This is a genomic window from Mucilaginibacter sp. P4_E8, assembly GCF_056401495.1.
Genome location: NZ_JBFUJG010000043.1, coordinates 17,828 through 40,652 on the forward strand (window position 1 = coordinate 17,828; position 22,825 = coordinate 40,652).

The 22,825-nt window shown below is 40.4% G+C and carries 21 protein-coding genes; 12 read left to right on the forward strand and 9 right to left on the reverse strand.

All coding sequences use genetic code 11. The annotated features are described in order from the left end of the window. Nucleotides 1-50: 50 nt before the first annotated feature. Nucleotides 51-1,034 (forward strand): phytanoyl-CoA dioxygenase family protein, encoded by a 984-nt coding sequence (locus AC1DRQ_RS16485; RefSeq protein ID WP_477425736.1) that lies wholly within the window; start codon nt 51-53, stop codon nt 1,032-1,034. Nucleotides 1,035-1,228: 194 nt separating this feature from the next. On the opposite strand, the gene AC1DRQ_RS16490 is transcribed toward AC1DRQ_RS16485, so the two are convergent. Continuing rightward, a complete protein-coding gene (locus AC1DRQ_RS16490) occupies nt 1,229-1,771 on the reverse strand; it encodes a P-loop NTPase family protein (protein WP_477425737.1) in 543 nt (180 codons plus the stop codon). A 256-nt stretch (nt 1,772-2,027) separates the two neighbouring features. On the opposite strand from AC1DRQ_RS16490, the gene AC1DRQ_RS16495 reads away from it, so the two are divergent. The 10 genes from AC1DRQ_RS16495 (at nt 2,028) to AC1DRQ_RS16540 (ending at nt 13,054) form a co-directional block, all read left to right on the forward strand. After that, on the forward strand, nt 2,028-2,639 hold the full coding sequence (locus AC1DRQ_RS16495) for a GIN domain-containing protein (protein ID WP_477425738.1): 612 nt from the start codon (nt 2,028-2,030) through the stop codon (nt 2,637-2,639). A 120-nt stretch (nt 2,640-2,759) separates the two neighbouring features. Further along, nucleotides 2,760-3,482 (forward strand): head GIN domain-containing protein, encoded by a 723-nt coding sequence (locus tag AC1DRQ_RS16500; RefSeq protein WP_477425739.1) that lies wholly within the window; start codon nt 2,760-2,762, stop codon nt 3,480-3,482. A gap of 15 nt (nt 3,483-3,497) precedes the next feature. Beyond that, on the forward strand, nt 3,498-4,487 hold the full coding sequence (locus AC1DRQ_RS16505) for a cytochrome C (protein ID WP_477425740.1): 990 nt from the start codon (nt 3,498-3,500) through the stop codon (nt 4,485-4,487). 101 nt (nt 4,488-4,588) lie between these two features. Further along, complete coding sequence (gene tig, locus AC1DRQ_RS16510; RefSeq protein WP_477425741.1) at nt 4,589-5,944, forward strand: trigger factor; 1,356 nt, start codon at nt 4,589-4,591, stop codon at nt 5,942-5,944. A 318-nt stretch (nt 5,945-6,262) separates the two neighbouring features. Further along, nucleotides 6,263-6,988, forward strand: coding sequence for an ATP-dependent Clp protease proteolytic subunit (locus tag AC1DRQ_RS16515; protein ID WP_429396298.1), 726 nt, complete (start codon nt 6,263-6,265; stop codon nt 6,986-6,988). A gap of 273 nt (nt 6,989-7,261) precedes the next feature. Continuing rightward, nucleotides 7,262-8,500 carry an ATP-dependent Clp protease ATP-binding subunit ClpX gene (gene clpX / locus AC1DRQ_RS16520; RefSeq protein ID WP_429396301.1) on the forward strand — a complete coding sequence of 413 codons (1,239 nt, stop codon included), beginning with the start codon at nt 7,262-7,264 and terminating at the stop codon, nt 8,498-8,500. A gap of 232 nt (nt 8,501-8,732) precedes the next feature. Then, a complete protein-coding gene (locus AC1DRQ_RS16525) occupies nt 8,733-9,587 on the forward strand; it encodes an AMP nucleosidase (RefSeq protein ID WP_429396304.1) in 855 nt (284 codons plus the stop codon). 269 nt (nt 9,588-9,856) lie between these two features. Then, nucleotides 9,857-11,215: a pyridoxal-phosphate dependent enzyme gene (locus AC1DRQ_RS16530; RefSeq protein ID WP_477425742.1), complete on the forward strand. Its 1,359-nt coding sequence runs from the start codon at nt 9,857-9,859 to the stop codon at nt 11,213-11,215. Between the two features lie 103 nt (nt 11,216-11,318). Further along, nucleotides 11,319-12,194: a hypothetical protein gene (locus AC1DRQ_RS16535; RefSeq protein ID WP_477425743.1), complete on the forward strand. Its 876-nt coding sequence runs from the start codon at nt 11,319-11,321 to the stop codon at nt 12,192-12,194. A gap of 116 nt (nt 12,195-12,310) precedes the next feature. Continuing rightward, the gene (locus AC1DRQ_RS16540) at nt 12,311-13,054 is read left to right on the forward strand and encodes a hypothetical protein (protein WP_477425744.1); all 744 of its coding nucleotides are present in this window, start codon (nt 12,311-12,313) and stop codon (nt 13,052-13,054) included. Between the two features lie 246 nt (nt 13,055-13,300). Here the strand turns inward: AC1DRQ_RS16540 and AC1DRQ_RS16545 are convergent, their stop codons facing one another. From AC1DRQ_RS16545 to AC1DRQ_RS16555, 3 genes are all read right to left on the reverse strand, one after another. After that, the gene (locus AC1DRQ_RS16545; RefSeq protein WP_477425745.1) at nt 13,301-14,866 is read right to left on the reverse strand and encodes an ArnT family glycosyltransferase; all 1,566 of its coding nucleotides are present in this window, start codon (nt 14,864-14,866) and stop codon (nt 13,301-13,303) included. A gap of 175 nt (nt 14,867-15,041) precedes the next feature. Next, entirely contained in the window at nt 15,042-16,349 is a 1,308-nt protein-coding gene (murA, locus tag AC1DRQ_RS16550) for a UDP-N-acetylglucosamine 1-carboxyvinyltransferase (RefSeq protein WP_429396316.1), read from the reverse strand. Nucleotides 16,350-16,744: 395 nt separating this feature from the next. Further along, nucleotides 16,745-17,476, reverse strand: a complete 732-nt coding sequence (locus AC1DRQ_RS16555) for a DUF4290 domain-containing protein (protein WP_429396319.1) — start codon at nt 17,474-17,476, stop codon at nt 16,745-16,747. 362 nt (nt 17,477-17,838) lie between these two features. On the opposite strand from AC1DRQ_RS16555, the gene AC1DRQ_RS16560 reads away from it, so the two are divergent. Next, entirely contained in the window at nt 17,839-18,894 is a 1,056-nt protein-coding gene (locus AC1DRQ_RS16560) for a mandelate racemase/muconate lactonizing enzyme family protein (RefSeq protein ID WP_477425749.1), read from the forward strand. A gap of 48 nt (nt 18,895-18,942) precedes the next feature. On the opposite strand, the gene AC1DRQ_RS16565 is transcribed toward AC1DRQ_RS16560, so the two are convergent. The 5 genes from AC1DRQ_RS16565 to AC1DRQ_RS16585 form a co-directional block, all read right to left on the reverse strand. Next, nucleotides 18,943-19,068 (reverse strand): hypothetical protein, encoded by a 126-nt coding sequence (locus AC1DRQ_RS16565; protein ID WP_477425746.1) that lies wholly within the window; start codon nt 19,066-19,068, stop codon nt 18,943-18,945. 488 nt (nt 19,069-19,556) lie between these two features. Further along, nucleotides 19,557-20,927 (reverse strand): dipeptidase, encoded by a 1,371-nt coding sequence (locus tag AC1DRQ_RS16570; protein WP_477425747.1) that lies wholly within the window; start codon nt 20,925-20,927, stop codon nt 19,557-19,559. Nucleotides 20,928-21,215: 288 nt separating this feature from the next. Further along, nucleotides 21,216-21,386 carry a hypothetical protein gene (locus AC1DRQ_RS16575; RefSeq protein ID WP_429396325.1) on the reverse strand — a complete coding sequence of 57 codons (171 nt, stop codon included), beginning with the start codon at nt 21,384-21,386 and terminating at the stop codon, nt 21,216-21,218. Nucleotides 21,387-21,436: 50 nt separating this feature from the next. Then, nucleotides 21,437-22,564 carry a hypothetical protein gene (locus AC1DRQ_RS16580; protein ID WP_477425748.1) on the reverse strand — a complete coding sequence of 376 codons (1,128 nt, stop codon included), beginning with the start codon at nt 22,562-22,564 and terminating at the stop codon, nt 21,437-21,439. Between the two features lie 72 nt (nt 22,565-22,636). Beyond that, a complete protein-coding gene (locus tag AC1DRQ_RS16585; protein ID WP_429396371.1) occupies nt 22,637-22,777 on the reverse strand; it encodes a hypothetical protein in 141 nt (46 codons plus the stop codon). Nucleotides 22,778-22,825: the final 48 nt, after the last annotated feature.

Below are 22,825 nucleotides of genomic sequence, written 5' to 3' on the forward strand. Positions count from 1 at the left end.
AAGGCAGTTTTTGTTTCCCTGTACTTTTGAATTATCAAACCAAATGAATCATGGAAGCAGAAGTTAAAACAATGGCCGGTATGGCCCCGGGTATGAGCCCCAACGAGGCACATAAAGATATACCCGGAAATCCATCGGCTGCAAAATCAAGCCAGGTTAAACTTAACAACCGCAGTAATGGCGAACCCTTACGCGTTTTGAGCGAAGAGGACTGGGCCTTTTGGATCACCAATGGCTATGTAGTTGTAAAAAACGCGGTGCCTAAAGAAATGGCACAAAAAACGGCTGATTACCTATGGCAATATGAGGATAAAAACCCCAACGATATAGAAAGCTGGTACAAAAAGCCCAATGCTCAAATGCAAATGAAGGAGCTGAACAATACAGGCATGGTCGAAATTTATAATCACCAGTATTTGTGGGATAACCGGCAATATCCAAAAGTACACCAGGCATTTGCCGACATTTGGGGTACCGAAAAGTTGTGGGCCAATATTGACCGCGCAAATCTTAACTTCCCTTTGCGGCCCGGCTTTGAATACAAGGGTTTTATACACTGGGATTATGATCCAGAAACTAAACCGCAAAACGTGCAGGGCGTATTGGCCCTGGCCGATCAGACTGACGAAAACATGGGTGGTTTTCAATGCATACCCGAACTTTACCGTACCTACGATACGTGGAAGCTTAGCCAACCTGCCGACCGTGACCATTATAAGCCTGATACAACCGGGTTTGAAATTGTAAAAGTAAAATTAGAGGCAGGTGACCTGTTAATATTTAATAGTACGCAACCGCACGGTATCCGCCCAAATACAAGCGGCAATAAGGTTCGTATTGCCCAATATATATCCATGATGCCTGCTCAGGAGGATAATGAAGAACTGAGAAACTGGCGCATTAACAGCTGGCAAAGCAGGGAGGCCATGCAGGGCTACGCCTTCCCGGGTGACCCGCTGGAAAGGGAAAAGAAAAACCCGGTAGCAGAGTTGTCTTCTTTAGGCAGAAAGTTGTTGGGTTTGGATAAGTGGTAGATTAGACTCACCCTGGCGTTGCTTCGCTCGCCATCCCTCTCTTCGCCTTCGGCGGAAAGAGGGATGGAAGAGTTATCTATTAGCACGTCATTGCGAGGAACGAAGCAATCTCTATGCTGTACAGAGCGGCTCTGTAAATCGGGGATTGCTTCGTTCCTCGCAATGACGCGTTTTTTATTCCCTTCCGTCCCATTTCAACCCAACACCTTCATTCTCTCTAAAACCATCCCCGTCCGTTCTTCCACGGTTGTATCACCTTTAATCTCCAAAACGGGACAACTTAGTTGGTTTAACCAGGTTTCGTGAACCTGCAGGGTGCGGCCGTTGGTGGTATTATCATCATAGCCCGATGCCCATTGCCTGAAGGTCCGGTACATTTCAGCTCGTTCAGGATCATTAAAAATTTGGTCGCCGTAGCGTTGCAGTTCACGGTTTTGCAGTCGCTGCATCCTGATGTGGTGCGGCACATATAAAAATACCACCAGGTCAAACATCTCCAGCCATACCTGCCCCCAGCTCACCATCGACCCACTCAGGATCCAGTGATCATGACCGGTAGTGTCACGCGTTAACATTTCATTCCTTAATTCGGGATTACGCCTAACGTTAAATGGAGTAGCAGATTTTTCCCAGAAATATTCATCGCTATCAAATAAAGGATATCCAAGTTGTTTGGCTAATGCAGTGCCTAAAGTGGTTGAGCCGGCGCAGGAGGCACCCATGATATGGATCTTCATATAATATTAAAGTAGATTAAAAGCAGGCCAAAGTTATGTAAGAAACCTGTTTTGATCTTAAAAATCATCAGTATTTCTAAAAATGCTAAAAAATATCTGCGCCTTTCACCGATGCAAATACCCCGTTCGCCGATAAAATAGTGCCGTACATCTAATTTACCCAAAATGGCTGTAACGTTTTAAAAATGGGGGCGTCATATCTGTGTATTTAAAAAATAGGGAATACAATTAATTGACAATCAAAATATTAATAAACATGAAAACAAAATTATTTACCATCATCACTATGTTAGTTTTAGTAGGTGGAATAGCAAGCTCAACTTATGCATCAACAAATAACAATAACAATGCAGCAACCGTTTTAACTGACGTTAGCAAGATCAGCAAGATCGAGATCCGCGGCAATGTGGAACTGTATGTATCTGCCGGCACAGCCGACCAGGTAAAAGTTTACAACCGTTACTATGCCGAAAGCGCATTGGTTCAAAGTCAAAACGGCGTATTACGCATTTCATCATACAAAGCCGAAAAATTAGTGGTTTGGGTAACAGCTAATGATCTGCGTGCTATAAGTGCATATGATAACGCCCAGGTAAAATCATTCGGCAAACTTTCTGCCATTGATCTGGAAGTTAACCTGCATAACACCGCGACTGCTAATTTAAATTTAGATACCTATAACGCTAATGTTAACGTAAATGATCGTGCTAAAATTGATTTAACAGGTTCTACAACTTTATATAACCTGAATCACACAGCTGCAACAAGCGTAAACAATAACAACTTTACTGCCACTACCTATACTGATACACTTAACAATGGTACAGCTCCTAAAAAAGTGATCACTAACGAGTTAGCCGGCCTTTAATTTCCTCAACTTTTGCAAAAGTTCATCATATATTCTGAGAAGCTATCACACATTGTGATAGCTTTTTTTATTTTTGATGTAACTATAAACCAATAAACACTGTCTCAAATAAAAAATACTATGAAAAAAGCAAGTTTAGCCATAGCGGTAGTAATCGCATGTGCATCGCTAAGTATACTATCATCATGCAATTTTGCCTGTGTACATGGATCAGGAAAATTAGCAACAGAACAACGTAAAGCAAATGATTTTAAAAAGATTGACATATCGGGCGCGTTTAAAATTCACTTAAAACAGGACAGTTCCTTATCAATTAGTATAACCGGCGATGATAACCTGCTCAAATATGTTTCTACATCAGTTGAAGGCGACAGACTGTTTATAAAATCGAAAAAAAACATGTGCGATGTGGATAGCGTTGTAATAAATATAGGGGTGCATAACCTGAGTGAAATTAAATCGTCAGGAGCGGTAGAAGTTTCGTCAACAGGTAAAATAGTTACCGGCGATTTGAATATTCATCTGTCTGGTGCCACCAGAGTTAATCTTGATTTAAACGCGGCCAATGTGGTTACAAATGGCAGTGGGGTAAGCGAATTGAATTTAAAAGGGCAGGCGGCATCGCACCGTATTGAATCGAGCGGTGTAGCCAAAGTAAATGCTTTTGATTTTGTTGTTGGCGATTATACTGTTAATACATCGGGCGTAAGCAACTGCAAAATCAATGTATTAAAAACCTTAAATGTACGCTCACATGGCGCAGCCGAAATTCAATACAAAGGCTCTCCCTCAACCGTGAACAGTGATAAAGCGGGCGCATCAAAAATTCAAAAAGTTGATTAATCTGCCCTCCTTATTATGAAAAAGTTTTTAAAGTATACAGCCTATACGGTTATAGTTGTGGTTTTAATTGTATTAGCCGGCATATCATATATTACACTGGCTTTGCCTAATGTAGGTAAAGCCGAAGATATTAAAGTAGAGGTTACCCCGCAGCGCATTGAGCGCGGTAAATACCTGGCTAATAATGTAACCTTATGTATGGATTGTCACTCTACCCGCGACTGGAGTAAATTTGCCGGACCCATGAAAGCTGGCTCATTGGGAGCAGGAGGCGAAAAATTTGATGCTAACGTAGGTTTCCCCGGTGATGTAGATGTACCTAATATTACGCCCTATCATTTAAAAAATTGGACAGATGGTGAACTCTTCAGGGCTATTACCGCTGGGGTTAAAAAAGATGGTTCGGCTATATTTCCGCTGATGCCCTGGGAGTCCTATTCAAAAATGAGCCGTGAAGACGTTTACTCGGTCATAGCTTATTTACGCACGGTTAAACCCATTGAATCGAATTATCCTGAGCGTAAGCTTGATTTTCCGTTAAACATCCTGGTGCATACCATGCCGCAAAAAGCAACGCTTGGTACCGTACCCAGCGAAAAAGACACGTTAAAATATGGTGAATACCTGGTAACTATTGCGGCCTGTAAAGATTGCCATAGCCAGGTTAATCAGGGTAAAATAATTGCGGGTTTGGAATATGCCGGTGGTCGTGATTTTAAAGTGCCGGGTGCAGGAGTTGTACGTTCGGCCAACATAACAGCCGATAAAGCAACGGGATTAGGCAATTGGACTAAAGAACAATTTGTATCAGAATTTAAACGATATGCCGATAGCACTAAAAAGCTGGTTGATGTTGGCCCTGGTCAATATCAGTCTATAATGCCCTGGTACAGATATGGTGAAATGAAGACCGGTGATCTGGAAGCCATTTACGCTTATATTAAAACAATAAAGCCTGTAAAAAATCAGGTTGTTAAATTTACTCCTGCCGAAACACGTGATTAAATTCAAAATAAATTCATACTTTTGCGCCTCGAAATTTGTATAGCCTAAATTAACTTTATGGCTACTTTTCAAAGGATTAAATTAAATTACCCGGTAAAAAGATGAATATTACACAGGAAAAAGTAGACGCCCTGAATGCAGTTGTTAAGATCAACATTGACCCTGAAGATTACCAGCCACGTGTTGACAAAGCCATAAAAGAAAACGCTAAAAAAGCTAAACTGCCAGGTTTTCGTCCCGGAATGGTGCCGGCATCGCATATAAAAAGAATGTACGGTAAAAGTATTTTGGTTGATGAGATCAATAACTTGTTATCAGATACTTTAAATAAATACATCGACGAGCAAAAGCTGGAAGTATTGGGTCAGCCTTTACCAAAAATTGACGACGAAAAACAATACAACTGGGATTTTAACGACAATTTTGAATTCAACTATGAGCTGGGTTTAGCGCCTGAGTTCAGCATTGATTTTTCATCAAAAGATGAAGTAACCCAGTATGTGATCAAGGTTGACGAAGAAACCCTTGCTTCACGTATCAAAAATATTCGCCGTAGCTATGGCAAAATGACAAATCCTGACGTATCGGCAGATGATGACGTACTTTACGCAGAATTAGTTCAACTTTCTCCTGATGGTTCTGTTTTTGAGGATGGCATTACCAATACCGCATCGGTTAGGTTAGATCAGATCAAGGATGAAGCCATCAAAACTTCATTGATCGGTTTAAAAAAAGGTGATGTATTAACGCTTGATATTCAAAAAGCTTTTGATAACGACGCGGCTAAGGTTGCAGGCTTATTAAAAATTGAAGAAGATGAAGCAGCTGATTTAAAATCAAACTTTCAGTTAACTGTTAAAAACGTTAACCGTTTAGAAGAAAGTGATTTAAACCAGGAGTTCTTTGACAAATTATTTGGTGAAGGTACAGTAACTACCGAAGCAGAATTCACAGCTAAAATTACCGAAGAGCTGGAAGCCATGATGGTTCAGGATGCAGACCGCAAATTGCAGGATGACATTTATAAACTAAGCATTGCCAAAGTTGAATTTAATTTACCTGATGAGTTTTTAAAACGCTGGTTAAAAGCCACTAACGAAAAACTTACCGAAGAAGAGCTGGAAGGCGGCTATAATGATTTTGCTCAAAACCTTAAATGGACTTTGATCGAAAACAAAATTATCCGTGAAAACAGCATCGAAATTAAATACGAGGAAGTTTTTGAATTAGCTAAGGTTCGTTTAGATCAGCAATTCAGGATGTATAGCCCACAGCCTATTCCTGATGAGCAATTAGGTCAATACACCGTACAATACCTGCAAAATAAAGAGAATGCTAACAAGATATTTGAAGAAGTAAAAGCATTAAGGGTGTTTGATTTTATTAAAGGTGTAATAACCCTTGATAAAAAAGATATCCTGTTTACTGATTTTAATAAATTGGTTTCGGAAAAATAAGATACTTTTTTATAGTATAATTTTACCAAAAGCAACTCACAAGGTTGCTTTTGTTGTATAAGCATAACTCGTTTAAAAAAGGAAGTCATGCCGAATTTATTTCGGCATCCCACATGCTAAACGTATGATATGCAAGGAGTATACCTGCTGGTGAGATGCTGAAACAAGTTCAGCATGACATTTTAATTTATCTGAAACACCTTCACCATCAAAATAATTTTTACTTTATACATACTATCTGTTTAAAATTGTATTCAACTAAAAACTATATTTATCGCAAGTAAATCTTGCATCCTAAAAAATAATATAACAAAAACCATGAGTAGTAACATCGATAAGAACGAATTCAGAAATTACGCTGTTAAGCATCACCGTATTAACAGCCTTCACGTAGATAAATTTATAGCCAGTGTTGACAGCAGCCGTATGCCAACAGGTATATACAACCCAACCGGCATGACGCCTTATATTATCGAGGAACGTCAGTTGAACGTGGCCCAGATGGACGTGTTTTCGCGCCTGATGATGGACCGTATCATTTTCCTGGGCGATGCCATTTATGAAAACATCGCAAACATTATCCAGGCTCAATTGCTGTTCTTGCAGTCGGCTGATAGTAAACGCGATATTCAGATCTATATCAATTCACCAGGCGGATCTGTTTACGCAGGTTTAGGTATTTATGATACCATGCAATTTATATCAAATGATGTAGCTACCATTTGTACTGGTATGGCGGCCTCAATGGCAGCTGTATTATTATGTGCCGGTACCGAAGGTAAAAGAGCTATATTACCACATGCAAGGGTAATGATCCATCAGCCATCGGGCGGTGCACAGGGCCAGCAGTCAGACATTGAGATCTCTTACCATGAGATCACTAAACTGAAAAAAGAATTATACCAGATTATTGCTGATCATAGCGGTGCTTCATTTGAAAAAGTTTGGGACGCATCAGACCGTGACTACTGGATGATTGCCGACGAAGCCAAAGAATTTGGTATGGTTGACGAGATTTTAAAAGGCAGTAAAGGAAAGAAATAAACAATAGGAAGTAATAAGTTATAAGTAGTGAGTTTTGAGTTCTGAATCGAAAGACGTTGAGCTCTTAAGAATAAAAAAGCGGCTATCCCCAATTTATTTCGGGATCCCACATGCAATATCGGAGTTGCTCAACACGTTTGCCTTGCAAATAAGGTGCTGAAACAAGTCTGGTAGGGCGTTATTTGCCAACTTTAAGCTCAATACGCACTACTTATAACTTAGAACTTTTTTTTATGCTACCAATTAGTTAATTTTGAGTTACAAACAAATCAGATGAATAAAAGCAGTAAGGAAATCAGGTGTTCATTTTGTGGCGCCGGCAAACAGGATTCCCTGATGTTGATTGCTGGGCTTGACGCTCACATTTGTGACAAATGCGTTAACCAGGCTAATGAGATATTGGCTGAGGAGTTAAAGGTGCGTAAAGTAAAAGCCTCGCCTTCGGCGCCGGCTTTGCTTAAACCGGCCGAAATTAAAGGTCACCTGGATCAGTATGTTATAGGTCAGGATGATGCCAAGAAAATACTTTCTGTAGCGGTATACAATCATTACAAGCGCTTAAACCAGCGTATTGATAAGGATGAGGTAGAGATTGAGAAATCAAACATTATTATGGTAGGCGAAACAGGTACAGGTAAAACCTTACTTGCAAAAACCATGGCCAAAATACTGAATGTTCCTTTCTGTATTTGTGATGCTACTGTACTAACCGAAGCAGGTTATGTAGGGGAGGATGTAGAAAGCATACTTACCCGCTTGCTGCAATCGGCAGATTATGATGTAACACTGGCCGAAAAAGGCATTGTTTATATTGATGAAGTTGATAAAATTGCCCGCAAAAGTGATAATGCGTCCATCACCCGTGATGTATCGGGCGAAGGTGTGCAGCAGGCTTTATTAAAAATACTGGAAGGTACCATGGTTAACGTACCACCACAGGGAGGCCGCAAGCACCCTGATCAAAAAATGATCACAGTAAATACCAGCAATATATTGTTTATATGCGGAGGCGCTTTTGACGGTATCGACCGTAAAATAGCCAACCGCCTGCGTACACAAACTGTTGGTTATAAAATGAAGCGTGATGATGGTGAGGTGGACATGAAAAACCTGTACAAATACATTACCCCGCAGGATCTGAAATCATTTGGGCTGATACCTGAATTGATTGGTCGCTTACCGGTACTTACGTATTTGAACCCGCTTGACAGAGAGGCTTTACGCAACATTTTAACCGAGCCTAAAAACTCTTTATTAAAGCAGTACAAAAAACTGTTTGAATATGAAGGCGTAAAGCTGGAGTTTGATGATGAAGTGCTGGAGTTTATTGTTGATAAAGCAATGGAATTTAAGTTGGGCGCAAGGGGCTTACGCTCCATATGTGAGGCTATAATGATAGATGCCATGTTTGAGTTCCCATCTAAAAAAGATGTGAAACGCCTGCAGGTTACATTAGATTATGCCCATGAGAAATTTGAAAAATCGGATCTGAAAAAATTAAAAGTAGCGTAACAATTTGATATAGTTAAACAGCTATCTTTATTATAATAAATGCAGACCCTGGTGCAACACCGGGGTTTGTTGTATAAACAGGTTTTTATTAAGTATCAGGTAGCCGGTATCAAGTAGTTAGTATCAAGTATCAAGATAGAATACCGTTTTGATATTCGAAGGTATAAAGTCTTGATACTAACTACTTGATACTAAATATTCGATACTAAAAACCACTAAAGTAAAAAAAAATATGAACGAAGAACTGAATGTTAAAAAAGATCCTACCAATGCCCAGGTAGTAAAAGAAGTTTATTCGCCGGTAAAATCGGGACTTAAAACCAAGGAGGCCATTGTGGCCAACTGGTTGCCGCGTTACACCGGCCGACCGCTTGAAGCCTTTGGCGAATATATTATACTTACCAACTTTTCGAAATATATACAACTGTTTTCGCAATGGAATGATGACGCTCCAATTATGGGTATCGAAAAGCCAATGCAGAGCGTAACGGCCAATGGTATCACTATTATAAACTTTGGTATGGGTAGTTCGGTAGCGGCTACCGTGATGGATCTGCTTACCGCCATACACCCCAAAGCGGTGATTTTTTTGGGTAAATGCGGCGGTCTTAAAAAGAAGAATAATGTAGGCGACCTGATACTACCTATAGCCGCTATAAGGGGCGAAGGTACATCAAATGATTATTTACCGCCCGAAGTGCCTGCATTACCTTCATTTGCTTTACAAAAGGCCATATCAACCACCATACGTGATTATTCGCGCGATTACTGGACAGGGACCTGTTATACCACCAACCGCCGCGTTTGGGAGCACGATAAAGCATTTAAAAAATACCTTAAAGATCTGCGTGCCATGGCCGTAGATATGGAGACTGCCACCATTTTTACAACCGGGTTTGCCAATAAAATACCTACCGGCGCGCTGCTGTTAGTATCTGATCAGCCAATGATCCCCGAAGGTGTTAAAACCGCCGAAAGTGATTCTACTGTAACCGAGCAGTATGTAGAAACACACCTGCATATCGGTATCGAATCATTAAAACAACTGATCAATAATGGCTTAACGGTTAAACACCTTAAGTTTTAATCGGGTCATTGGTCGAACCGGGATTAAGCAGATTAATGGATTAACCACGATTTCTATGCAAATCAAAATCCAAAAATCTGATAAATCTAATAAATCTGCTTAATCCCGGTTCAGACAAAAAATAATTCAGGCCCATGAATAAATCAAACCAATGAACCAGATCCAACTTAATTAACCCAATCCAACTTATTTTGATAATATATCACTTAAGAAAGTTAATTTTGAGGTGTTATTCGGCTATGTATACCGGGTTAGTAGATATTTAAATTATGTGGTATAATAATATATTAGAAACCATTGGCAATACGCCGCTGGTTAAATTGAACAAGGTTACAAAAGACATTCCTGCTACGGTCTTGGCTAAGATAGAAACCACCAATCCTGGTAACTCCATCAAAGACCGTATGGCCCTTAAAATGATTGAGGATGCCGAAAAAAGTGGTAAACTAAAACCCGGAGGTACTATTATTGAAGGAACATCGGGTAATACCGGTATGGGCCTGGCTATTGCAGCTGTTATTAAGGGTTACAAATGTATTTTTACCAGTACCGATAAACAATCGAAAGAAAAATTTGATGCCCTGCGTGCCTTTGGCGCCGAGGTGATCGTGTGCCCTACCAATGTAGAGCCCGATGATCCGCGTTCATACTACTCTGTTTCTTCGCGTTTGGAACGCGAAGTGCCTAACTCATGGAAACCTAACCAGTACGATAATTTATCAAACTCAGAGGCGCACTATGAGCAAACCGGTCCCGAAATTTGGGAGCAAACCGAAGGTAAGATCACTCACCTGGTAGTAGGGGTAGGCACGGGCGGTACCATATCCGGCACGGCACGTTACCTCAAAGAAAAGAACCCCGCCATACAGGTATTGGGTATTGATACTTACGGTTCGGTGTTTAAAAAATACAAGGAAACTGGTATTATGGATAAAAATGAGATCTATCCATATATTACTGAAGGTATCGGCGAAGACTTTTTACCGCAAAACGTTGATTTTAGCCTGATTGACCACTTTGAAAAAGTAACTGATAAGGATGCCGCTTTAATGACCCGCGAAATTGCCCGTAAAGAAGGCATCTTTGCAGGTAACTCTACAGGGTCGGCCGTTGCGGGTACTTTGCAAATGAAGGACCGCTTTAAAGAAGGCGATGTGGTGGTGATCATATTTCCTGATCATGGTACACGCTACCTGGGTAAAATGTATAATGACGACTGGCTGCGCGACCGTGGATTTTTAAAAGATGGCAAACTTACCGCCGGTGATATCATCAGCAAAAAAGATTACCAGGAAATCATCACCATTGATTGCGAAAAAAGTGTGCTGGAAGCTATCAATACCATTAAATCGCTCAATATATCACAATTGCCGGTTACCCAAAAAGGTATGGTGATAGGCAAGATCACCGAGAGTGATATCCTTAACTCGCTGTTGGAGAACCCATCCATCAAATCGCAGCCTATTAAAAATATAACCACCGCGCCATTCCCGTTTGTTGACCTCAATACCTCTATCGACAGAATTTCGAGCCTGATCAACAAGGAAAATATAGCCGTGCTGGTTGAGGATGAGGGTAAAATTGAGATCATTACCCAGTATGATATTATAAACGCTATTTCAGCTTAGTTTTTAGGTTAAAGGCGAAAGGATAAAGTAAAAGGTGCTGTGTTTATGTACAGCACCTTTATTATGATATAATTGTTCTATATTTAGTGCATATCCTAAACCAATGTCTGCAATTAAATATCTCTTCACAGTTGCTTTGTTAACGCTCAGTACTTCTGTTTTTGCGCAAAATAATAACCAAGTTTTTTTAAAATGGAAGTTGAAACCCGGAGAAACACTTTCCTATAAAACCGTGTTGGAAGAGGTTGATACAGCAATCCATAAAAATTGGGAAATTGGCAATTTTTTTAAAGCAATGGGTATGGATACCGTAAATTTATCCGAAGCGAAAAAAATATTTAAACAACTGAGTGCGCTGCAGCCAACTAATTTTATCGCCCGGCTTACCGAAAAAAAGAAGGGTATTATTGATATTACATTAGTATCCAAAGCCGATTCGTCAAAAAAAGGTAAAGACGGTAACAACAACTTAGCAGATGCACAAACATTGCTTAACACTATAACATCAGGTGTACAGTTACGTGGCTCGGTATATGAAAACGGAACTATTGCCAGTTTTTATACCAGGAATGATCAGAAAAACGTGATCGCTCTATTGTTTGAGCTTCCGGGTAAGCGTATTAAACAGGGCGATACCTGGCCGGTGAGTTTTAATTTTATTTCAACAGATCAGAGTTTTACATGCGACAGTTCCTATAAAAAAAATGAGGTAACTGTGTTGAAAATTGAAAATCAACATGGAGAGCATATTGTCACGCTTAAATATGATATAGTTGAATATGTTATTGGCGATTTTATCATGCCGGTGCCTATGGGCACTACCCCCGTAAAAACATCAATGGGGGTTAGCTACCAGGCTATTGCGAGTTTTTCGATTGAAAAAGGGAAATGGATAGGTTATGAGGGGATTATGAAGAACTCAGCAACAGGAGTTATATCAACTCAAACTAAAACAAGATATGCTTTGATAGAGGAGTGATGGTTTATAGCAAAGTTGGTAGAACATCTTGAGAATATTTTGCTCATCACCAGTGTTATCAACGCACCACGTTGCCTATATATTTTAGTACAAATGCTTTGATTAGATCTGAAAAAATGACACGACCTTTTTATATCCTGCTATTGCTACTTTCCTTGTCATCCTGCGTTCAAAAAAAATCAAAATCCCCAAATAAGCGACAATTAAAAGTACCCACAAAATCAACACTTAAAAGTCAATCTGAAATTGATACTACGGGCTATAACTATGACAATGAAGTTAAAACATTAGGCATCGGACTTATAATTGCACCTGAGAAATTCTCGATATTTAATGATAGCCTATTAACCCGGAAATATGAAGATATTGACATGAACCAGGAAAAAATCAATATCTATTCAAAATTTTATAAACCTGACTATGGGCTTATGCATTTTATATGTATTGGAATTACCGATAAGTCATATCAAATTATTTTAAATTATTCGGAGGTTAAATATCTTCCAAAATCAAAAAAATATGACTTTAAAAATTGGGAAGATTACATCCTTCAGTCTTATGGAATAAGACGACTAACTAAAGAAACGGGAGCCATAGCAATACCACAACCCTTAAAAACAGAGCCAAAAGACACCTCAAAAGAATTATCAATTCCAAAAGGGTACGAAAATTTTTGCCCAATGAAGGTTGAGGGAGATTGGGTTGAGGTAAAATTCGATTGCTTCTACAATGATGAAAATGATACTCATGAAGGCCAACCATGTCATGATTACATTGATCAGTGCCAATCTCCGGTAAAAGGTTGGTTACGATGGAGAAAAGGTAAAAAACTACTAATTGACATTTTTTTAATGCCATGATATTTTGAGGGGGAGGGCAGCCTATGGTTGGTGTTCCCCGCCAATTCAAGCGTCCTCCGCTTGAATTTATATAAAAGTAAGCGTCCACGCTTACGTCAAAGATCATTTAATATTTAATTAAGCGTGGACGCTTAATTAAGGATAGTATTCAAGCGAAAGACGCTTGAATAGGCGGAGACGGCAATGAAATGAGAAACACAAGGCAATACCTTTCGCCCTTAACCTTTACCCTTTCACCTCCAAAAATTACTCCAGTCTTTTCCTCGCCAGTTCCTTTGTATACCTTTCCTGTAATGGGGGGAGCGGATCGGTAATGAGGTATATGCCTGTGCCTTTTTCACGGGCAAGGTGGTATTCCACTTCGCCTAACTTTTTAAAGGAGCCTATCATTTTTCCGGCCACAAATTCTCTAATGTTCTGGCCGCCATTGTCATCTACATATATCATGTATTTGCAATTAAGACTATCAGGCGCCCACAAAGCAAAACTGCTATTAAGCGATGCCACATCGGGATAATTAAACTTTTTACGGTAATGGTGCAGGGCGCCGGCTTCGCCATAATTATCGGCATAAATGATGGTTTGCTTTTGCTGCTCCGGGGTAAGCTTATTATAAGCTTCGCCCACTTTTTGGGCCAGTTCGTCCCAGCCAAACATGTCCGCGTAATCCTGTGTGGTAGGGTGTTGTTTTTGATCTTCCCAGGTGGTTATGAATTTTAATGCGGGGACATTTTTATTGGTAAAACGGAAAAACCCCAGCGTTTGCTCCAATGATAAAATGGGTAATACCATCGGGAATAAAATGAGGTTGGGCAACACAAATAGCAAAACGGCAAGTGTACGCAAGGTATACCCCTTTGCTTTTAGCAACCGCTCAAAGCCAAAACCACCTGCTGCAAACAGCATAGGGTAAGCCCCGAAGAGATAATAATTTTTACCATCCATCTTCAGCAAAAAAATAAATATCAACACATAGGCAATAGCCAGGAACTGGAAATTCCGCAGCCTGAACGAAAAAATCAGGAACAGGAAACCTGTGAACCATACAAACAAAGCCACACCATGTACCAGGAGCTGTTGTTCTATAAACTCAGAAGTAGTAATATAATTCAGCTGTTCTTCGCGCAGGGCTTTCATATGGCTTATTAACGGCCAGTGATGTTGAATTTGCCAGATCAGGTTGGGTAAGCATATCAAAAAAGCTACAACCGCCGCTCCAAAAATATGCTTGTTAAACAGTAGTTTACGTTGTTTGCTAATGAGTATGCCAATAATCATCGCAAACGTAAAAAATGCCATGGTGTATTTGGTAAGCATCCCCAAACCAACCGCCAGGCCAAGCCAGTACAGGTACTTAACATCGGTTGTATTGAGGTATTTAATAAGCAGCCAAACAGTTATTACCCACCAAAACTGGTCGAACACTACGGGTTGAAATAGATAACCGCTTGCCGCGAATGCCGGCGAAAATATAAGCGCCAGGCAAGCCAGTGTTATGGCAAATTTGCGGCCACCAAACTCAATGACTATTAACCCTGTAAACCAGATGATCAATCCGCTAAAGATGGTTGGGAAAATACGTGCCGCAAAAACCGAATCGCCGAATAGCGTAATGGATATTTTAGCCAGCAACGCGATAAATGGAGGTACTTCTTTGTATCCCCAGTCAAGATGATCAGCCAGAACCAGGTGCAGGAACTCATCGCGGTGAAAACCGAAATGGCTTATGGCGAATAAATTAAGGACAACTTTTACAAATACAAAAATCAGGATGAAGTAAGCATAGGTAGACCTTCGGTTTTTGTATGGCATTGTTTAGAAATAGGTTTTATAATTAAGCTAAAAGCTAAATGCAGAAAGCCTAAAGCTAAAAAAAATAATGGTAAAGCGCAAAGGGCGAAAGGTTAAAGGTAAAAGGCAAAAGGTTTTATTTTGATACACTGTTGTAGTTGTCTTTAACCTTTCGCCCTTTACCTTTAACCGCAAATTAAATCCTTGTAATATCGGCGCCAAGCGCTTTAAGGCGGGTGTCAATATGCTGGTAGCCACGCTCAATTTGTTCGATATTATAAATGGTTGATTGACCTTGTGCCGATAATGCAGCAATCAATAAAGATACCCCCGCGCGGATATCAGGCGATGTCATGGAAATACCACGCAGCTGCACCTGCTTATCAAGCCCGATAACGGTAGCACGGTGCGGATCGCAAAGGATGATCTGCGCACCCATATCCAGCAGTTTATCTACAAAGAACAAACGGCTCTCGAACATTTTTTGATGGATAAGCACCGATCCTTTTGCCTGTATGGCCACTACAAGTACAATGCTCAGCAAATCGGGGGTAAAACCAGGCCAGGGAGCATCGGCAATAGTCATGATAGAACCATCAATAAAAGTTTCTATTTCGTAATGGTCTTGCGCGGGTATATAAATATCATCGCCGCGCAGTTCCAGTTTTATGCCCAAACGTTTAAATACATCGGGTATCATGCCCAGTTCGGGGTATTTTACATCCTTAATAGTAATCTCGGAACCGGTCATGGCAGCAAGGCCAATAAACGAGCCGATCTCGATCATATCTGGCAGTAAACGGTGCTCGGTACCACCTAGTGTTGTTACCCCTTCAATAGTTAACAGATTTGAACCTATACCGCTTATTTTTGCGCCCATACGGTTAAGCATTTTACACAGCTGCTGCAAATAAGGCTCGCAGGCGGCATTGTAAATAGTGGTTGTGCCTTTTGATAGCACGGCCGTCATCACAATATTGGCCGTACCGGTTACCGATGCCTCATCAAGCAGGATATAGGTACCTTGTAGGTTCGACGCGTCGACGTTAAAAAAGCCATCGGCGGGGTTGTAGTTAAACTGAGCGCCCAGTTTTTCGAAACCCAGAAAGTGGGTATCCAAACGCCTGCGGCCAATTTTATCGCCACCTGGTTTTGGAATTGATGCTTTGCCGAAGCGGGCCAGCAGCGGGCCCACGATCATGATCGATCCGCGCAGGCCGCCGCCTTTTGATTTAAAAGTTTCAGACTGGAAAAAATTCTGATCGATATCTTTAGCTATAAAGGTATAGGTATCGTCCGCGGTTTTCTCCACAATAACGCCCATATCGCCCAGCAGCTCTATCAATTTATTTACATCCTTTATATCAGGTATATTGCTGATGGTAACTTTCTGATCGGTTAATAATACCGCCGAAATTACCTGTAATGCCTCATTTTTTGCTCCCTGCGGAGTTATCTCGCCCTTTAGCGGTTTCCCGCCGTTTATCACAAATGCGTTATTCATAGGAGTTTATAATTGATTGATCATGATTCAATTGATATATACAGTAAACATGGTTTAATGTATGCTAATTACCGGCAAAGATTATAAAATAAATGCACATTCTTTAATGCTGATTGGTCATTAGCTCAACAAGTGATTGTCTCGTTTGGGCATTGACAGATAAAACTTTTTAAAGTTCAGTTTTTTGCAAAAACTGCTATCAAAAACGCGTATTAAATGCACTAAAATTGATGATAAAATGCCGAAATTGACTGAAACTACACCGAAATGCTTATGAATTAATCGCTTTTTTAGATGTTTTGGGCAGTTATTTTAACCAAATAGCCCGGTTATCCATCTTGGTAACCGGGCTATTCCTTATATAAAATCACCAATGAATTGGTGATGCCAATGAATTAGTATTTCTTGGCACCGCCGCTATTGCGGTTGCGGTTGTTTTGATTGTTGTTGCGTGGGTTGTTGTTGGTACGACCACCACCGCCACCGCCACGATTGTTTTGGTTATTGGTACGGCCGCGGTTGTTGTTATTGTTGTTCTGGCTCGGAAAGTTATTCGGACGGAACTCAACACGGTTAAGGTTAATATTCTCTTCCAGTTTTAATGTACCGCCTGATAAGGCAAAAAGATCAGAAAGTATGCTTTCGTCAGTAACCGAATCTTTGTTCCATTGCACGTAGGCCATTTTCATGAAGTTGGCTACCGCTTGTACCATGTGGCGCTTGCGGTCAGGATCTTCAATGCTTTTTGCTTTCTCGATCATCAGCTCAATGGTTTTACCATAGTGCTTGTATTTAATACGCTGGTGCGGGTATCTTAACGGCGCGGGTTTAAGATGTATTGACTCGGGCGTTGGTTTGGGATAAGGTGAATCAACATCTATCTTATAATCAGATATGATGTGCAGGTGATCCCAAAGTTTGTGTTTAAAATCGGCAACGTCGCGCAGGTGGGGGTTTAAAAAGCCCATCAGGTCAATCACCACTTGCGCGTAGCGGTTACGTTCTTCTTTAGTAGGCAACGCGACAATATATTTTACCATATTTTGTACGTTGCGGCCATATTCTGACAGGATAAGTTTATTCCTGGTTGAATTATAATCAAATTCAGGCGTGTTTTGTGGAGCCATGTTATTAGTATTATTAAGAAAGTTTTAAGTTAGCCAGGCGACTTTTCCCTGTAAAAGTTAGGGCTTAGGCGGCTAAAATTGAATTATTATTGTATTGTAGTAACGCAAATATAATGTATTAGTATTGATGTGCAAATTATTAAGACAAAATGTTACATTTAAAGGCCTTGGGCAAGCGCGGCGAGTGTTGAGGTTTCGCCAAAGGCGAAGAGAAGGCAGAAAAGTTAAGCGATGTTGGCGGAGTTAACTCCGGATTAGACTAACACAAACAGGTCAAATAAAACGTTACTATAAAAAATCATATCTTGAAAAACAAATCAGCGATCATTACTCATATTGATATATACCGCTTTAGTATCCCTATGGAACCGTTTACCATTGCTACGGGGACTATGGACAATGCCCAGAATGTTTTTATAAGGGTACATACCGATGCCGGTTTTTATGGCGTTGGCGAATGCTCTGCCTTCCCGATGATAGTTGGTGAAACACAGGACACCTGTTTAATTATGGCCCGTGAATTTGCCCGGTTGTGGAAAGGACACGACGCGCTTGACATCCCTGCCCGTATGCAGCAGCTGCATGATTTTACTGCCGGTAACACCACCATAAAAAGCGCTTTTGATATTGCCCTGTTTGATATTGTCGCTAAAAATGCCGGCTTGCCTTTATACCAGTTTTTAGGCGGCGAAAAACGGGAGGTAGAATCAGACATTACCATTGGCATTGCAGGGCCGCATAGCATGGCGTTAAAAGCGCTTGATTTTAAAGCCTCAGGAGCCAATATCCTGAAAGTAAAATTGGGCAAGAACGCTGTTGAAGATGTAGCACGCATTAAACAAATGCGCGAAGCGGTGGGCAAAGACTTAAAGATCCGTATTGACGCCAACCAGGGCTGGAATTTTGACGAAGCCGTTTTTGCCCTGCAGGCATTGGGGCCTTATGATATTGAATTTTGTGAGCAGCCTATGCGTACCTGGTTTGATGATCGCTTGCCACAGCTTATGCAGCTATCGCCGGTAAAAATTATGGCCGATGAAAGTGTATATAACCATCATGACGCCCGTAAACAGATCAACAGTGGCTCCTGTCATTATATCAATATAAAAATGGCCAAATCGGGCGGGATATTGGAAGCCAAAAAAATACATGATGAGGCCGCTGCAAAAGGGATTGCTTGTATGATGGGCGGTATGCTGGAAAGCCGTATAGCCTTAAGCGCCAAGCTGCATTTTGTATATGCCAGCCCAAATATTAAATTTTATGATATGGACACGTGTATGCTGGGCCATTTGCAGGACCCATGCCTGGGGGGCGTAACATATGATGGTTATAAACTAAACATTGGCGATGAACCGGGTATAGGTGCCGATGCCAGTGAAGCTTTTTTAGCCAATTGCGAATATTATAAGGTATAGAAAAGCAGGCCGGTGTTTTTTTTCATCAGCCTGCTTAGGAGCGAATATTTATAAAAGCGGTTTTCTTTTATACCGGCTTGGAGCTTTGGCATCTGCACTTTTTACTTGTTTGGTTGCTTTAACATCACGGGTGTCTTTGGATGTTTCGTTTTTTGTTTTTTCTTTGGTTTCCATAATAGTCTGTTTTAAATATATATTATAATACTTTCAATTCGATTTGTTTGTTTTAATTGAAAAGATAAAAATTGTCATATTAGTATCAGAAACCAATTGGGCCCCTTACCATATATCAAATGCCCACCCCAATATTATTTTATGATATATGTACTTGTAATCGTTTTTGGCTTAGTATTCTGTGATAATCATACTTTTTTACTACGTAGATGATTTTATCTCACTGTGATTTTTAATAATTCGCCGTCCGATTTTTATTAAGTTACCTTAGTGTATCTTTTACATATTTGATGATATTTAAAAACTAATTGCCTTATTTATAGATAAATATAAAAAAATAAGATCGTATTATTATAACATTTTTTTAAATAAATATGATAGCATTTTGATTAACATTATTATAATTTTTAGGGTTTATTGCAAACAGATTTGCATAAAAAAAGGCACTCTGCTGAGTGCCTTTTTATTTAATATGAACCTGAAAGCATTTACTCGCTTAACGCCGCGAAGTACTTATGGAACAATGGGATGGTTTCAATGCCTTTATAGTAGTTGAACATGTCGTACTTTTCATTTGGTGAGTGCAAAGCATCGCTGTCTAACCCAAAACCCATCAATACGGTTTTAAGGCCAAGCTCGGCTTCAAAAAGAGCCACAATGGGGATACTGCCGCCACCGCGGGTAGGTATTGGCTCTTTGCCGAAAGATTCCGCAATAGCTTTTTGTGCCGCGCGGTAAGCTATGCTGTCGGTTGGTGTTACAGCCGGTTCGCCGCCATGGTGCGGGGTTACCTTTACCTTAACATTAGCCGGTGCTATGCTTAAAAAGTGTTTGGTGAACAGTTCGGTTATTTTATCAGATGTTTGATTGGGTACCAGGCGCATGGATATTTTAGCATGTGCTTTTGAAGGCAATACTGTTTTTGCACCTTCGCCAATATAGCCGCCCCAAATGCCATTAACTTCAAGGGTGGGGCGGGTACCGGTACGCTCAAAGGTGGTATAACCCTTTTCGCCCCATAGCTCGTCAACTTCAAGGTCTTTTTTGTACTCCGCCTCATTATAAGGCGCGTTGTTAAGCGCGGTACGTTCTGCAGCTGTGAGTTCAATAACATCGTTATAAAAACCAGGGATAGCGATGTGGTTATTTTCGTCATGCAGGGATGCTATCATTTTGGCAAGGATGGTAGCGGGGTTGGCTACTGCGCCGCCATATACACCTGAGTGCAGATCGCGGTTGGGGCCGGTTACTTCAACCTCAAGGTATGATAACCCACGCAAACCGGTTTCTAATGATGGGTGCTCCATGCTGATCATCGAGGTGTCTGATATCAGTACCACATCAGCCTTAAGTTTGTTCTTATTTTGTTTTACAAATATGCCCAGGTTTGATGAGCCTACTTCTTCTTCGCCCTCAATCATAAATTTAATGTTGCAGGGTAGGGTATTGGTTTGCATCATCAGTTCAAATGCTTTTACATGCATATAAAACTGGCCCTTATCATCACAGGCGCCACGGGCATATATTTTACCATCGCGTATGGTTGGTTCAAAAGGAGGGGTTTTCCAAAGTTCCAGCGGATCTGCTGGTTGTACATCATAATGGCCATACACCAGTACGGTTGGTTTTGATGCATCAATTATTTTTTCGCCGTAAACAATAGGATAGCCGGCGGTTGGGCAAACTTCAACATTATCGGCGCCGGCATCGCGTAGTTTTTGTGCTACGTAGTCGGCGGTTTTTAATACATCCGGTTTGTATTTAGGATCGGCGCTAACCGAAGGGAAACGCAAAAGTTCAAACAATTCATCAAGTAAACGCTGTTTGTTTTCGTTTACATACTGTTTTATATGCTGCATAGTTATCAATTTGCAGCAAATATATTGATGTTTATTGATTTTAGACAGCAGGAGACCATACTGTTAATAGCATGATCTGCGTAAAGCTAAAGTTTTTAATAGGGTATTTTTTTTAAGCTGATCTTTAAAATAAACATCAGGGTAAAATTGTACCTATATATATAGTGTATGATAATCCGGAACATCCCGACCCTGTTATCCTGGCCGGGCTTACTAATTATTACAAACTATACTGCATAAAGGTTAAAAATCATCAACCTGTTTTATGACCTTATAATAGGCTGCAAATTAATCAGCCGAACCCAGATCAGATTTTGGCATGTCATGCATCGGTTTGGATGAAATATTTGTACTTTCTGTTTTCAATTTGGTATCATCACTGTTTTCTTTCCTGCTTAATGAAAAGGCGGCGATGCCTGTAGTTAATAAAAGAGCTATTGCTATGATCAACTTTTTCATGATGTTGTTATTTTAAGTTTCTATTGACTATTGATTTGCGTTGCAGATAATTATGCAGCGAAATCAGCAGAACCTAAATCTCTTTTAGGACCAGATACAGCATCAGCAGAACCTAAGTCTCTTTTTGGACCAGAAGCAAAGTCAGCAGAACCTAAATCTCTTTTTGGACCAGACGCAAAGTCAGCAGAGCCTAAATCTCTTTTTGGACCAGAAGCAAAGTCAGCAGAACCTAAATCTCTTTTTGGACCAGACGCGAAATCAGCAGAACCTAAGTCTCTTTTAGGACCAGAAGCGAAGTCAGCAGAACCTAAGTCTCTTTTTGGACCAGAAGCAAAGTCAGCAGAACCTAAATCTCTTTTTGGACCAGAAGCAAAATCAGCAGAACCTAAATCTCTTTTTGGACCAGAAGCAAAATCRGCAGAGCCTAAATCTCTTTTTGGACCAGAAGCAAAATCAGCAGAACCTAAATCTCTTTTTGGRCCAGAAGCAAAATCAGCAGAACCTAAATCTCTTTTAGGACCAGAAGCAAAGTCAGCAGAACCTAAATCTCTTTTTGGACCAGAAGCGAAGTCAGCAGAACCTAAATCTCTTTTTGGGCCAGAAGCAAAATCAGCAGAACCTAAATCTCTTTTAGGACCAGACGCGAAATCAGCAGAACCTAAATCTCTTTTTGGACCAGATGCAAAGTCAGCAGAACCTAAATCTCTTTTTGGGCCAGAAGCAAAATCAGCAGAACCTAAATCTCTTTTTGGACCAGACGCGAAATCAGCAGAACCTAAGTCTCTTTTTGGACCAGATGCAAAGTCAGCAGAACCTAAATCTCTTTTTGGACCAGAAGCAAAATCAGCAGAACCTAAATCTCTTTTTGGACCAGACGCGAAGTCAGCAGAACCTAAATCTCTTTTTGGACCAGACGCGAAATCAGCAGAACCTAAATCTCTTTTAGGACCAGAAGCAAAATCAGCAGAACCTAAGTCTCTTTTTGGACCAGACGCGAAATCAGCAGAGCCTAAATCTCTTTTTGGGCCAGACACAGCATCAGCAGAACCTAAGTCTCTTTTTGGACCAGAATTAACTGTTGTTTTACCACCTTCTGGAGTTGTTGCATTTGAAATGTTAACTACTGAAGTTAAGAAGGTGCTTAAAGCTAAAGCTGCAATGATTGTTGATCTTTTCATGATAATTTAAAGTTTTTGTGGGGGGAATGAATATTTTTATTTGTTTATGAATGTTTCTGTTTGTTTGCCGGTTTAGTCGGCGCTGCCTAAATCTCTTTTGGGACCAAATGTCATCGGATAAATGGTGGCCATTTCTGGTTTTACATTTTCTTTTTTGCAGGATACAAATCCAGTACTCAGACCGGCAATTGCTATGATGATAATTTTTTTCATGTTCCCTTTTTGGTTTAAGCGTTTTTTAAATCATGATTTAAGATCAGT